Origin of the sequence: Bacillus cereus group sp. BfR-BA-01311 (assembly GCF_022664295.1) — a bacterium.
Classification (GTDB): Bacteria; Bacillota; Bacilli; order Bacillales; family Bacillaceae_G; genus Bacillus_A; species Bacillus_A cereus.
Map to the genome: position 1 here is coordinate 182,792 of NZ_JAKUHC010000002.1, position 14,716 is coordinate 197,507.

Sequence of the window (14,716 nt, forward strand, 5' to 3'; positions counted from 1 at the left end):
TCCCTATCTATTCTCAAGCTCAAATTCCTTCATATAATTTACTAATTGCTGTACGCCTTGTACTGGCATCGCATTGTAAATACTAGCGCGCATACCACCGACTGATCGATGCCCTTTTAACGTAACAAGTCCTCGTTCTTTCGCTTTTTGTAAAAACTCACTGTTCAGCTCTTCTGACGGTGTTGTAAACGGAATGTTCATAAGTGATCGATACGTAGGATCAACTGGTGAAGTAAACAATTTTGATTCATCTAAGAAATTATAAAGAAGTGAAGATTTCATTCTATTTTGTTCTTCAATCGCAGATACTCCGCCTTGCTCTTTCAACCACTCTAGTACAAGTTTCGTTACGTAAATACTAAAGGACGGCGGTGTATTATATAAGGAGTTATTTTTACTGTAAGTTTCATAATTTAACATTGTCGGACAAGAGCGATCTGCTTCCCCAATTAAATCTCTTTTTATAATAGCAATCGTTAAGCCCGCAGGTCCTAAATTCTTTTGCGCCCCCGCATATATAAGACCAAACTTCGAAACATCATATCGCTCTGATAAAATATTTGAGGACATATCCGCAACGAGCGGCACTTTTTCTACATGTGGAATGTCCACATATTTTGTCCCCTCAATTGTATTATTCGTTGTAATATGTACATAATCTAGTTTTTCATCACTTAATAAACCGTCCAGTTTAGGAATCGTAGTAAACTTCTCTTGCTCGGAAGAAGCAATCACTTGTACTTCCCCAACTTTTTCGGCTTCTTGCAATGCCTTTTTAGACCATGAGCCAGTTAGTACGTATCCAGCTTTTTTATACGTATTCATTAAGTTCAACGGTATCATAGAGAATTGTAATGACGCACCGCCTTGTAAAAATAAAACTTCATACTCATCAGGGATGCTCATTAATTCACGAAGTAAGTTACTCGCTTCCTCTATAATACTTTGAAAATAAGAAGATCGATGACTCATTTCCATAATAGACATGCCTGTCCCGTTATAATTTAATAGCTCCTTTTGCACTTTCTCTAAAACTGGCAAAGGGAGTATTGATGGTCCTGCTGAAAAATTATAGACTCTCTCCATTACCCTCATAACCTCCCTATTTCTCATCGGATTATTTTTTAAACTTTCTGAATTATAACCTAAAATATAATATGTGGTCAATTTGTTTTCTATTATTAGGGCGCAAGACGCGATGGAATCGCTTGCAAGTGCAGACTTTTTTATGGACATATAAAAAAGTGTTAAGTACATAATCGTACTTAACACTCTAATAATGAAAGAATAATAGCTAATCGTTCGTAAAGAACCGATCAAAAATTTGATAAATAGCAGAGAGACCAATGAGCCAATAAATAGTGTCCACAAGCGCCGGCATAGAACCAAACCATTTCTCAACTACATTGTAATCTAACGCTACAAATAACCAATTCAAACCGCCAAGAATCACCAAAATTACTGTAAGGTAAGACAAAAATTTCATTATGATTGCCCCCTAGGTGATAAGATGGTGAAAGGCCTTTCACTAGAAATATATGTAGTAAACTTTAAAACTTACCTATTTTATAAAATTTATTTTCTGTACCACCCGTTAATAACTGCCTCTGCTTCTTTACTATGTATTTGATACGCATGTGTACTATCATTAGAGCCAATAAACCAAATTGAAAAACCTTTAAAATATGGTTTCGGTTCTAATACATCGCGGTAAGCACGCCATCCATTTAATTGCACATCCTTCGAAAACACATTTGAAACATCTGGATTCCATGGATTTTGTAATCCAAGTTCACGTGCTGGAACGTTAAATCCACCGAAGTAAACTGGCTTTCCTGTTGCATTATGTAATTGTTCCAATTGCTGAACAACATTTTGCCCACGATTATATACTGTTGTCGCAAATAAACTTTGCTTCACTTCTTCATATGTTGGATTTCTTTTTCCTGAAACTTCAAACCAACTGTCTATGCTAACAATATCCACCTTTTTTAAATACGGGCGATTGATTTTCTCTTCAAACTTCGCTTCATAAGAAGGGTCCCAGCTTGCTGTTAACCACCAGTTCATTTGATACAAAACATTTCCTTTATACTGATTACGAACAAAATCAATTGTATCGCTCCAGTATCCTTCTGCATACTCCATATTCACGAAATTAGAAGCAATCTTTAGTCCATACACATTGTATTTACTTGTAATGGAATTAAAAATATCTTGCAGAATAACCGTCTTCCAATTCCAGAAGAAATCATTAATGTTACTTGGGTTCCATTCTGTCTCTCCAACATTCCCCTGCTGAATATACGGGAACGGTTCCACTATAACTTGAATATTACGCTTTAATAATTCTTGAATTAAAATAATAGCTTGTTGCTTTTGCGCTTGATTAATTACCATGTTCGTAGAAGTCACATTTGGGATATCTACTTGAATCGGTACATTTACTGTATTTAAATTTAAACGCTCTACATCAGCTAACACTTTCGCTACATTTCCAACTTCCCATACTGTTACGTTTCCTGATTTGATTTTTCCAGATTGAACAGTATTTACATCTGCCTGTACATTTCCTTGAAAACAAAAAGAAAACAACATAAGAAACACTCCTAAAAAACTTATTAAACTCTTATTTTTCTTCACAACTTTCCCCCTATAATTTTTGGCTTTCTTGATTATTTTATACAACGTTTCATATATATTCCACAAAAAATCCAATAAATTTTTATTGATAAAAATGCTATTCATCCTTTATTCACATCTTACTCATACTAAGCTCCTAAAAATAGTAAGATAAATAAAAAAGGAACGGATTTCCGCTCCTTTTTTATCTTTTTACAATTATCAATCCATTTCCCTTTTAGGCTCTACCAACATGATATGGGATTCCTTTTCAGTGAAAGGTTTATGCTCAACGCCTCTCGGGACAATAAACATCTCGCCTTTAGAAATTTTCACCTGTCCATCACGAAAATCGATGAACATCTCCCCTTCAAGCACAATAAATAGCTTATCTGTATTAGGATGCTCATGCCATATAAAATCTCCATTAGCTTTAAAAAGCTGAATTTGATCGTCATTCATTTCACCAATCACTTGTGGATACCAATAATCGTTAATTTTAGATAACTCGTCATTTAGTTTAATAGGTTGGTAATGGATAATAATCTCTCCTCACTTTCAAATTCCACTATATTACAGTAATATAAGTAAAAAAGTCGTTATTACGCTTAAAAAGAAAATGCTCCGGCCAGAACTTTTCATTCAGATAGTACAAAGGAGTGATTTCAATGAAAGTACTTTCAATCCAATGTTTCCTTTAACTCTCCATAAGTATAGAACAGTGATTTTCAAATAAGAATGGACCCATGTTGACATTAGTATGGATTATTGATGAACTTCTCGCGATATTTAGTAGGCGAAATGCCAACTCGCTTCTTGAAAACTCTACTAAAATAAAAAGGGTCTGCGATTCCAACAGCCTGCGCAATTTGTTGTACAGGCACATCACTTGTACATAACATTTTTTGAGCCATCTTTATACGATAGTTCAATAAATATTCTGCTGGCCCCATACCTGCATGCTTTCTAAACACGTAAGAAAGACGATTTCGATTAACATTATTTTGTTCTGTAAGTGTATGAATTGTAATATCTTTATAATAGTATTTACGAACGTAACTAGATATTCGTTCGAATAAAGTATGCGACTCATAATTGCTTTCTCTATTGAAAACACTTAATAAAGCTTCATTCAACGCTTCGCGAAACAGCATTTCGGTCTGAAACATCGAAATGCCTCCACGCTGATTATATACATCCCAAAGACGCATAAGTAATTCGACAAGACGAGGAGATTGTCCTGTTAATAATTCAAAATGCTGATGAGTAAAGCCAGAGTCTTCTCGTTCTGAATTGCTTATCCGATATAAAACAAGAATATATTCCCAGTTTATTTCACCAAGCATTTTATGGGCTAATGTCATTTTTGCACCCCCATGTATAACTTTTCCTGGGGAAAGAGTATACGGCGTACCATTAAATTGAAATTGCGTCTTCCCTGTAATTGGAAATACAAATCCTGGGAAAGAATCTGTAGACTTAGCAAAAGGCACACCTGGATTTTTAGCATAACGATATACTCCTTCTACTCGGAAAGGAGTATTGGCAAGATACTCTGCTAACTCATTCACGTCTAACTTCACAATACACGCCTCATTTCAATAATAGTTTTCTTGTAATTCGCGAGATTAATTGGTGTACATTCTGGGAAACGCTAAACTAAAAATAGTACATACAACTTAACAAGATCTGTTTATTAACCTATAAATATATTGTTTTTCATTTATTGACCAAAGTATCCTCCCTATATTATTGATAATGATTTTCATTGTAGTTTGATAAAAAAACATTTGTCAAGTTGGCTGGCCTAGAAAAATGATGAAACAAGGGGGATAGAGGAACAGTTCTGTTGCAAATAATACCTAGTCTTTGTTAACTAATTCCCCTCAAAACTGGAATGATCATGTTAATAGTTGTAATGACTTTATTAGTTACAGCACTTACAGCATGTGGAAATAATCGTAATCCTGAAGAAGTTGCTACAGCGTATTTCGAAGATGGAAACAGCCTACTATCAAATTAAATGATAGTAGGCTGGCTGTTAAAATTATTTAAGAACTGGGTTATGTTCTAAATGATAAGCTTTCATTATCAAAAAGAGTATTACTAGTTCCCTCCACAAACAAAAACACCCTATCACTTCGGTTCTAAATTTAGCACCTTCCCCTCTATCCCCTCCGTATTCAATGTAGTCGTATGATACGTGCCATTTACCCAATCATCTATTTGATCATGATACCAATCGCTTCTAAAATGGCCCGACTGTCCTGGCCCTACGATATGATAACCGTTTGACATATCTTTCGTATCAATAATGAATCTCCAAGACGCCCCGTGATTTACAATGCCGTTTTCGCCGTAACTCGCTGCTTGCACGGTAACTTGGCTCCCACCAATCGGAACTGGTTTCTCACGATTAAAAGCGAGTAATGCTAACATACTCGATGATTTCGAAATTGGATGTGTAAAAGCGAGTTGATGGTAATCGCCCCACTTCCACTCTCCAATATCGGGTCCATATTCCTTCTGCAATTTCTTCATTACATTCTCGTACGATGTATGCACAACTTTTGTGAAACCTCCGTACTTCGTAAACCAAACGCTATTTTCTCCCGCTACTTCTTTTCGAATCAATTCATCAACAACTTGTGACTTCCCTTCAAATAACTCCATTACATCTTTCGGTATTTCTTTTGAAAATAACGTATTTGAAATCTCTTTCATTAACAAATGGAATATTAATGGTGCCGCTTCATCTTTACTATCGTAAAAATTCCACTTTGTTAATTGGTCTACGCCTTCTTTCTCTACCTCATTTAAAGATGCTTTATTTAACTCTTTTAAAAATATAGGAGTAAACTCTTTCCCATATAAATTCTTTTGATCCATTTGTAACTCTTCTAAATCTTTCACCGTATACTTTTCCTTCTCTTGCAAAAATTCTTGAATACGCATTTGCCTATATGGCTGCGCCCACGTATTACTAATATGATACGGATAATCATCATCAACAATTTTATTATTCGCAGTTGAAATAAACCCTTGTTTTGGATTAATTACTTTTGGAAGTTGATCAAACGGGATATACCCTTCCCATTCATATTCATCTGTCCATCCTGGAACAGGTAAGCTACCATCACCTTTTTTACGCACTGGTATATTTCCATTCGCTTTATAAGCAATTGTGCCGTCGTTTGATGCAAACACAAAGTTTTGGGTTGGTGTATGAAAATCTTGAAGAGCGGTTTCAAACTCATTCCAGTCTTTTGCTTTGTTCATATTTAATACAGCTTTTAACTCAGCTGACGGTTCTAAAGCTGTCCACTTTAAAGAGAATACTGTTTTCGTTTTCTCCTTCCCCTTATCCGCAAACTCTGAAATTACTGGTCCATGCCTCGTAATCGTAACGTTATAAGGAATTGTCTTCCCGCCTTTTACTTTAATAGACTCGTCTACAACGGTAGCTTTCTCCCATTTATCGTTATACAGAAATTCATTTTCATTATTAGGATTTCTCTTCTCAATATATAAATCTTGCACATCAGGCCCTGTATTCGTAACACCCCACGCTATTTTGTCATTGTGTCCTAATATAACACCTGGTACTCCAGCGAAAATAACGCCACTCACATTTAAACCTTTCATTTCAAGTCTCGTTTGATACCAAATAGAAGGCGTCGCAAGAGATAAATGAGGATCATCTGCTAAAATTGGCTTACCTGACGCACTCTTCTCACCGCTCACAACCCAGTTATTACTACCGTTAAACTCCGGCGGAATTATCGTTTTTGAAAAACTTTGTGCTACGTCCACATTTGTATTTTTCAGTTCAGCTAGCAATCTAGGAGTATCTTTCGGATATGCAGGAAATAGCTCATTCGCTTGCTCTTTCGGAAGATTTTTCAGCGCCCAATATCGAAATGCCTGTCCGTGCCAATGTCCTCCTAAGTCAAACGCCATATACTTCCCAATCGTTAAAGTATCAACAATTGACCACTCAGCAGGTTCATAACCTAATATAGTAAACTCAACTGGTAATTTCTTTTCCTTTTTCGCCTCACGTATAAAAGCGTTCACCCCATCAGCAAATGACTGCAGGGCATCTTTCGCTTCTCCATTATATTGACTAACTGAAGCTTCGGCCGCTCGCCGTAAACCGAGTGTTCGAAACAATTTATCTCGGTCAACAGCTGCTACCCCAACAACTTCACTTAACATACCAGACGCTTGTCTTCTACTTAAATCCATTTGAAACAACCGATCTTGCGCTTGTACATATCCTTGTGAAAAATATAAATCATGTGCATTTTCCGATTTAATATGCGGGACACCTTTACTATCCCGCTTCACCGTAACAGCGTGTTGTAAATCCTCTAGCTTTATCGTTCCATCTATCTTTGGCATAGATTTCAGCGTATATATGTTCAAAAAAATCGCAGCGGAAATAACTAACAAAAGAACGATACTACTAGCCCAAATAAAAATTCTTTTTCCCCTTTTTCGTTTCTTCTTTATAACGACTTCCATATAACCACCCCTTTCTCACACTATTCGCTTCTTTTTGAGAAAGAACCTTTTAAAGACATTGAAAAACCCCCTTCATTTTCCTACCAATGAAGGGGGTTTTTCTTATCGTTCGCTACGCCAACTTTCATTATGCCCAAGATTTGAATCTGTCGCTACTTGGACATTATATAACATTTCACTAAAGAAGCGTTTATCTACTTCTTTTGGTACAATGCGTCTTTCATCATCAATCTCATCGTATTCATATGAACCACGCTTCACTGTACCTGCTTTATAAAATTGAATGTCAAATACACATACATCTTCTTCATCTTCATAACCAATCGGAGCTCCGCTAAATGACAATTGCACGCCTAATCCGGTACGAGTATCTTCTTTGTAAAATGTATAATATACACCGCCATCTTGAACAGACCCACGGATCCATCCAAGCTTCGTCATCTTACCGAATAACGAACGACCATTTAGTAAAATACCGCCAAATCTCTCAATAGCACTCTCATCATTCTTTTCTACTACAAACACTGGACGCTCAATTTGTAGGAACGGCTGAACAATTCCCGCACTTTCTAATTGCTCTTTCCATAATTCCTTCTCCGCCCCAGACAATTCTAACGGATGAACGAAACCAATAACAGTGCCAGATGAAAGTTCATAACTCTTCCCGTCAATTGTACAGAACACGCCACCTTCTGCATAACGGAATGCCTTCAGCAACTTCCCTTCCTTATACTCACCCCAAATGAGTGAAATAGAAAATTGCTTCATAATTGGATTATCCATAAATACAGATTTCCATGCATTATGTGACCAATAACGCTTTAACGAAAGTGCCGCTTCTAATCGTTGTTTTTGCATTGAAAGAGTAGTTCGGAGTTCCTTCTTTAAAGAGGCTAATTCTTTTTTAGCCTCTTCAGCCTTTTCTACATCATCTTTTGCATTCGGCTTTGGAAGTGACTTCATACATTTTCCTTCTTCTGTCTCTAATTCAATTTTTGACTCTGTAGTTAAAATGGCAGTAAAACTTCGATTCCCGAAATCAATTATCTTTTCACCCTGTATAGTAAAGCCGAGGTCCGGCACCAATTGATCTTCCAGCTCTTCCTCTGTTATACCACGTGTTTTCGCAGCAAGACTTAGCGCTTCTTTTGCTGCATTACGTACTTGCTTATGTTTATATTTAAATGCTATTGCATGAATAGACATAAGTGCAAGCTTAGATGAAGACAAACCTAAAGCACGAACGGCATCCGCTGCTATCTTTCCTCTCATTTGAAGCACCCATTCATCAATTTGCTTTATAAGTATGTCGACCATTTTGTCGTCACTATACATTCCGTATAACGAAAGAATTCCACGCTTCTTCACATCTGCGTCTTGAGAAATCCATATTTGATATATTGTTTGCACACATTCTTTTAAGTCCTCTTCATTTAAAGCTCTACCAATTACTTCTGCCGTTTCTTTCTTCTCAATAACAGCATCTGAAATATACTGTTGTAAATAGGCTAACGGAATTGCAGCATCAGCAATTTCATCAGAGTCACGTAAACGGATTTGTGGCTCATCCCCAATCAATTGCAGAAGTGAATTTCTTGTTTGTTCAGTTAAAATACGTGCACATAGTTCTTCTATTTTTTCTTCCTCCGTTTGGAATAAAAATGAGAATTTTCCTGCGAAAGATTCATTTTTACTTTCTTGCAAAGCTTCCTGTACAAGTTTCGTATATTTTTCAAGCTTATACTCTATTAGTATTTTCATCACATTTTCACGAACAATCTTCTTTTTATTATGAAGTTCAACTGCTACATCTGCTGCAGCTTCCACATCTTTTGAAAGCAGTTTAACTACAGACTCACGCATTTTTTTAGATGAATCTCCTAAGCTTTTAATTAAAATTGGACGCATTTTAATCATGTTATCCTTTGCTAACTCTTCTAAAATATATGCTTTGGCCACAGCAGAATACTCATCAAATCTTTCAATGATGTACGCTTGTTCTTTTACAATTACACAAACAAGCGCTTCCTTCGCCTTATTTCTCTCTTCACTGTAGCATGCAGCTTCTTCAACTGCATAAGCCATAAGCTTTTCCTTACTTAACCCATACGAAAGCAGATCTTCTAATACTTGTTTCGGTTCTACTCCTCTGACAGAACATTCGTAAAGAAGTTCGTATAAATTAACACTATCATCATCTCCAAACTGTAGTGTAAGTACAGCTTCCCTCTTCGCTACATCATCTATATCCCAAAGAAGCGCAACCTCTAACACCGGCATAACCCAATACATACTCCTATATTTCGGATTTTTAAGTATTTGCTTCATATCCTCAAGTGACAATTTCCCTTGTAAATAATCACGATATGTATCCCGCACTGTAGACAATTTTATTTGCAAAGCAGCAACAAAAAATTCTTCTCGCATTTTCCCTATATTTAGCTCATATCCTTTTTCAGCTAACGTTCGTGCGATGATGAGATAATTCATTTTACTTACATATTGCAAAGTATGTTGAATACATTCAGGATCTTCCTCCAACATAAAGCATAGCAATTCATATTCATACGTCTTACAAAAATCCTCACTGTTCAAATCATGTTGCCTTAGACGATGCGCAAAAAATCTTTCCTTAGAAATCCAAAACTGTGTACAAAAACTTTGAATTTCTTCATATGTTTCTCTATTTACACTACCAGTTTTTTTGTAGTTTTGAGACTGACCGAGAGTGTGACACATATAACGTGTTGCATAGTTTATAAAACCCCAAACATTTTTCTTCGCCAATATTTCAATATATCGCCTCGCAACATCCGAATATTTATGAACACAAAATAATAGCCGCCAAATATGTTCCGGTAAATTCCCACCTATAAATACTTCACTATCATCTTCACCTTTTAAATACCGTTTAACTGCTTCAACCTTTTCCTTTTCCCCTAGCAGTTTCAATATAAATTCTGTATGTTCTTCTAACCTTTCATTCAATAAAGAACTATATGTACGAAACTTTTCATAATCTACATCAAACATTATGAGAAGTAATGTTAATTGTTGCTTAGTTGGTAAAGTATGTAATTGTCCCTCTATATAGTTCGGACTCTCTTTTGTTAACTCTCTAAGAAAAACATCTGCTTCATTTACATAACTTGAAATACTGGATAAATATTTACATGCGATTGCTACAAGTTTGTCCAAAGGAAGTGCACTTTTTTCTAAATAAATCTTCATTTTAGAAAAACTGACATGCGCAAAACGGACTACAAGAACATTTAATAATTGCTCCTCGAGTATATGGTAAAATAATCGAAAAAAATCCGGATCTTGTTTATGCACTTTCCTAAAATCGTTTATAAATCTCTCCGCAAAATCACTTCTTTTTTGATCACGAATTGTCGTTAGTTGAATATTTTTTAAAATCTCTTCTTCTTTTGTCTGTAAATATCGTTGTGATAATTGTTTCTGTTCTTCTGTCATATTAATATATTGAAACAACTCAGATGTACTAGTAGTCAAACTTTGTACCCCCCGCATCTTTTTATCTATTATAAAAATACCCTTATTTAATGGTAGTATAGCATAAAACTTACAAAAAACGAACGTACATTCTATATTAAATTAATGTAAATTAAAATACACTACTCAACATACATTTCCTTCTCTCTAAACTTCCCATTACAGACTTTTCCCCACTAAAATCCTTTAACTTTTTGCTACACCAATTCTTCAAAATCCCCTTCACATAAGCTAACGTTTTCTTATTATTTTCAAACGCAATTTTAAGTGCCTCTAACACTTTCTCTCCAGAAAGTCTTTGTATCCAATTCTTCAATTCCTTCACAATATATGGGGATAAACTACTAATATTTTGTTCATAAAACTTATAAACTTCACTATTTGGAACGTCCTCTTCTATGGTTTCCACCTCTATCTCTTCCGCTTCTTCTTTCTCTTCAATAACTACTTGTGAACTACTATTATCCTCTTCTTTTGGCATACCAAAATGCTGCAATAATAATGGAATCTTGTATTCTTCTTCAAGGCATTTACGTAAAAATATATGTATGAACTCATTACTTTTTATAGTCTTTAACTCACGTAATACGCACTTCTCCACATTCGTATTTGAAATAGGGTTATAGTGTAACCAGTTTATTATGAATACCTCTTTCGTTTCCGTATCATATAGAATCTTTCCATACTCAACAAACCTGTTTAGCAACTTCTCAACAGTCTCCATACTATAACCTGTTTCAAGCTCTGCCACACGCTTCGGTAATATGTAGATACCACATTGCTTCGTTTTCGTACCAGTTAACAAATATATGTAAAAATAACGCTCCTCTGGCGTTAAATCTAATATGAATTCATCTTGCCAAAAGTTCACCTGCACATTACGGTATACCGCCATATGTTTCCCTCCACTCTTTGCTAGTAAATAGGAAGATTTTAATCCTTCATTATAAAAATAGGCATGCGGGAATGGTTTTGGCATTCGAATTACATTTTTTTTTACTACTACAACGCCGGTTTCATTTTTTCGTGCTTGTTTTGTTCTTGTAGTTGTTTTTGTTTTTGTTTTTGCTTTTGTTTTTTCTTAGTGATTTATTACTTGGTAGGGGCTTATGAGGGGCTTGGAAGGGCATTCTACATTACAATCTATCAAATACAATTGTTCTTCCTACTAAATAGGAGCTATTCCAAATTATTATTTTGGATAGCTCCTTTCAAATTCTTCTTATTTTTTACTTCTACCAATGTCAGCTTCTACATACAATTTCTTCTGCTATTTGCGGGCAGTAAAACTCTCATTTCAAAATTTGGTGAATAAACTGCTTGATGTAAGTGCGAGTGGCCCTCACTGATTAAAGTTTCCTTTTATTTTTGCATTGAATCTAACATCTTCACAATAAAGGCAGCCGCCTGACCACGAGTTGCTGTGCCTCGAGGATTAAACTCATTATTTCCAATACCATTAACTACCTTTAAGCTGTATAATCGTTGAACCGATTCTTTGTATGTTATTAAATGCTTATCTGTAAATGGTAATGCTACTAACTCACCTGTAATTCCTTTATATCGTAATGCTTTGTCAATCATAATAGATACTTCTTCACGAGTAATTGGTGAGTTAGGATCAAAAATCCCTTCACCACGACCATTAATAATTCCTGCACTTGCACAACGTTTAATACCGTCATGAAGTGATGGATGTGCCTCATTGATATCTACAAATGACTTATTTCCCTCTGGTAGTTTAAGAGCATTCGAGATTAATTTCGCAAACTCCGCTCTCGTTACATTTCGATATGGAGCAAATACACCATTGCCTTCGCCTTGCATAATACCTAGACTGTTTAATTTACGAATATGCCCTTCAAACCAGCCACCTGTAATATCATCTTTTGGTTTTTGTACTTCTTCCTTAGGCTTTTGTACTTCTTCCTTTGGTACATTGTAGTTAATTTTAATCCAACTTGGGTCATAGAAAATCCATTCTCCATTACCTACTTTATACCAACCATTTTTAACCGCTAATACTTTGTAACGATCTCCGTTTGAAGCTTTACGTACAACACGATGTTCAATGCCCGCATCACTACGTACATTGATGCCACTACCATTTACCACTAGTTCCATGCTAGGTTCAGCTGGATTATTTTCATTTGGATTAAATGAGTCATTTTTATCTTGTAAAGGCGTATCAATCTGCGCATTTATATTTGCATACCACTGAATTCCTTGTACGAAACCAGCCCAATTACCTCGTGAAATTAAAATATCAGGACATTTTTTCCCACTCCATTGTTGATGCTTGTATATATGATCTGCACCAATTCCTTCTTTGTTCATTAAATAACCTGCAAGTCGTTTTGCATTTTCTAACGCTTTATTGTAATCACCGTCTTGGTTAACCGCAATCTCGATACCGATAGACTCCCTGTTTCCTGAACCATCTCCATCTCCTGCATGCCAACCATTTTCGTTTGTTGGTAAGTGTTGATAAATTTGTTTATCATCTACAGTAAAATGCCATGAAGCTGTTCGGAAAGTGCCTTCAGTTGCTTGCTTGTATAAATATTTCGCATGATTTTCAGCATTAGCACCAGCGGCTGTATTTGCGGTCTCATGGATTGTAATGTAACGTGCTTTCATCGGATTCGCAGGACGAATATCAGGATTTCCTGCTGGAACAATCCACTCCACAAATGGAACTCCTGCAAGTGTTCCATATTTCTTCGTACTCTGTGCACTATATTGAATACCTCTTGGCTTTGCAACAGGTTTCATTTGACGATCAGATCCATCATTTCGACCATCTACAGATTCAAATGCCTTTTCAATGTTTGAAATAGCTTCCTTTTCTGCTACTTGTCCCTTCTTAGCATCTTGCATTTTGTTTAATTCTTCTGTTTCATCATGTTTATGCTTATATTCTTCTAAAAGCATTTTTTCATTTTCAGATACTTCTGCTTCGTTAATTTGTACATGATCAGGAACTTCCAACTTGAAATTAGAATAATTTAATCCGCTCGTTCCGTGTTCTCCTTGGGCAATATTAAGTTGATCAGTTTGAGATTTGTTGATCTCTTCTGCTGATGCTGATAAAGGTACGCTCCCTAAAATCACTAGACTTGTTGATAGTGCGATTACTTGTTGTTTGATTGTCTTATTCATTATTATAATAAATACATACACATTCCCGCCGTGTATGTATCTCAACCTCCCTTTATTGTCACATTAATTTTTTAAAATATGAATCTACTATGTACTTCCAATGCATTTTCTTTTTATTTATATATTTAAATTACCATATTTTATACCCGTTAAGAAAATATTTATATGTCATCCCTACAGATGAATTTCATCTAACATACTTTTTATAAAATTCATCAACAAACATTATTTTACAACTAATTACAAATACCGTCAAAATAATCAATTTAAACTTAGACAAATAACTGGCATACAATTTTATAATAAGAGATCCTATACTATCGAAATACATCTATTCCAAATTCCCTTTAACGTTTTCAACAATCTCATTTATCGTATTCCGATCAAACTTATCACTAATTTCATATGACTCACGATCTCCTACGAATTGCACGCCTACGATATCATTGCGATCCTTACCGTATTGCACTTCAATAATAGATCCACGCTCTATTTGTTTCCAAATGAGACCTGCTTTATCTTTATTATCTAAAATAATGCAGTCTTCAATATTTTCGTCAATCCCAATTAACTTATTATCATCCATATATCCAATCTCGTATTGTTGCCGTTCTTTCGCTTTGCCACTTACTAATATACCTTTGCTACCATATGAGTAATCCATATAGTCCTTTTTCTCCGTTTGTACCGCTTTCGGCTTTTGTGTTTCAGCTTTTTCAGCAGCCCCACAACCTGTAATAAGACTGATTGGGATAACCACTATTAATACGAATCTAGTAAATTTTTTTATCATTTGTAACCAACCTCATATATTTAATGCAAAACTCCATTTATTACTCTATTAAAGAATAACATGATATTAAGTAAACAGAACGAAAGATAACATATT

Annotated in this window: 10 protein-coding genes; all 10 read right to left on the reverse strand. The window is 35.4% G+C overall.

Going from position 1 to position 14,716, the window contains the following annotated elements; all coding sequences use genetic code 11:
• Positions 1 to 3 precede the first annotated feature (3 nt).
• The 10 genes from serC to MR136_RS06095 all read right to left on the reverse strand — a co-directional run bounded on the left by serC (position 4) and on the right by MR136_RS06095 (position 14,620).
• Entirely contained in the window at positions 4 to 1,086 is a 1,083-nt protein-coding gene (gene serC, locus MR136_RS06050) for a 3-phosphoserine/phosphohydroxythreonine transaminase (protein ID WP_000442921.1), read from the reverse strand.
• A gap of 208 nt (positions 1,087 to 1,294) precedes the next feature.
• Positions 1,295 to 1,486 (reverse strand): DUF378 domain-containing protein, encoded by a 192-nt coding sequence (locus tag MR136_RS06055; RefSeq protein WP_000670804.1) that lies wholly within the window; start codon positions 1,484 to 1,486, stop codon positions 1,295 to 1,297.
• Positions 1,487 to 1,575: 89 nt separating this feature from the next.
• On the reverse strand, positions 1,576 to 2,643 hold the full coding sequence (locus tag MR136_RS06060) for a glycoside hydrolase family 113 (protein ID WP_048657067.1): 1,068 nt from the start codon (positions 2,641 to 2,643) through the stop codon (positions 1,576 to 1,578).
• Positions 2,644 to 2,844: 201 nt separating this feature from the next.
• Entirely contained in the window at positions 2,845 to 3,084 is a 240-nt protein-coding gene (locus MR136_RS06065) for a cupin domain-containing protein (RefSeq protein WP_000997182.1), read from the reverse strand.
• Between the two features lie 293 nt (positions 3,085 to 3,377).
• Entirely contained in the window at positions 3,378 to 4,205 is an 828-nt protein-coding gene (locus MR136_RS06070; RefSeq protein ID WP_017674149.1) for a helix-turn-helix transcriptional regulator, read from the reverse strand.
• A gap of 553 nt (positions 4,206 to 4,758) precedes the next feature.
• Positions 4,759 to 7,149: a penicillin acylase family protein gene (locus MR136_RS06075; RefSeq protein WP_061457468.1), complete on the reverse strand. Its 2,391-nt coding sequence runs from the start codon at positions 7,147 to 7,149 to the stop codon at positions 4,759 to 4,761.
• A 102-nt stretch (positions 7,150 to 7,251) separates the two neighbouring features.
• Positions 7,252 to 10,665, reverse strand: coding sequence for a DUF4132 domain-containing protein (locus tag MR136_RS06080; protein WP_017674150.1), 3,414 nt, complete (start codon positions 10,663 to 10,665; stop codon positions 7,252 to 7,254).
• A 112-nt stretch (positions 10,666 to 10,777) separates the two neighbouring features.
• Complete coding sequence (locus MR136_RS06085) at positions 10,778 to 11,560, reverse strand: DnaD domain-containing protein (protein WP_017674151.1); 783 nt, start codon at positions 11,558 to 11,560, stop codon at positions 10,778 to 10,780.
• Positions 11,561 to 12,027: 467 nt separating this feature from the next.
• A complete protein-coding gene (locus MR136_RS06090) occupies positions 12,028 to 13,827 on the reverse strand; it encodes an S-layer homology domain-containing protein (protein ID WP_031312352.1) in 1,800 nt (599 codons plus the stop codon).
• A gap of 331 nt (positions 13,828 to 14,158) precedes the next feature.
• The gene (locus tag MR136_RS06095; RefSeq protein WP_017674153.1) at positions 14,159 to 14,620 is read right to left on the reverse strand and encodes a hypothetical protein; all 462 of its coding nucleotides are present in this window, start codon (positions 14,618 to 14,620) and stop codon (positions 14,159 to 14,161) included.
• Positions 14,621 to 14,716 lie beyond the last annotated feature (96 nt).

Coding starts and splice junctions, on each gene's coding strand:
- serC (WP_000442921.1), bottom strand. CDS start 1,086: ATGGAGAGAGTCTATAATTTTTCAGCAGGACCATCAATACTCCCTTTG.
- MR136_RS06055 (WP_000670804.1), bottom strand. CDS start 1,486: ATGAAATTTTTGTCTTACCTTACAGTAATTTTGGTGATTCTTGGCGGT.
- MR136_RS06065 (WP_000997182.1), bottom strand. CDS start 3,084: ATGAATGACGATCAAATTCAGCTTTTTAAAGCTAATGGAGATTTTATA.
- MR136_RS06075 (WP_061457468.1), bottom strand. CDS start 7,149: ATGGAAGTCGTTATAAAGAAGAAACGAAAAAGGGGAAAAAGAATTTTT.
- MR136_RS06085 (WP_017674151.1), bottom strand. CDS start 11,560: ATGGCGGTATACCGTAATGTGCAGGTGAACTTTTGGCAAGATGAATTC.
- MR136_RS06090 (WP_031312352.1), bottom strand. CDS start 13,827: ATGAATAAGACAATCAAACAACAAGTAATCGCACTATCAACAAGTCTA.
- MR136_RS06095 (WP_017674153.1), bottom strand. CDS start 14,620: ATGATAAAAAAATTTACTAGATTCGTATTAATAGTGGTTATCCCAATC.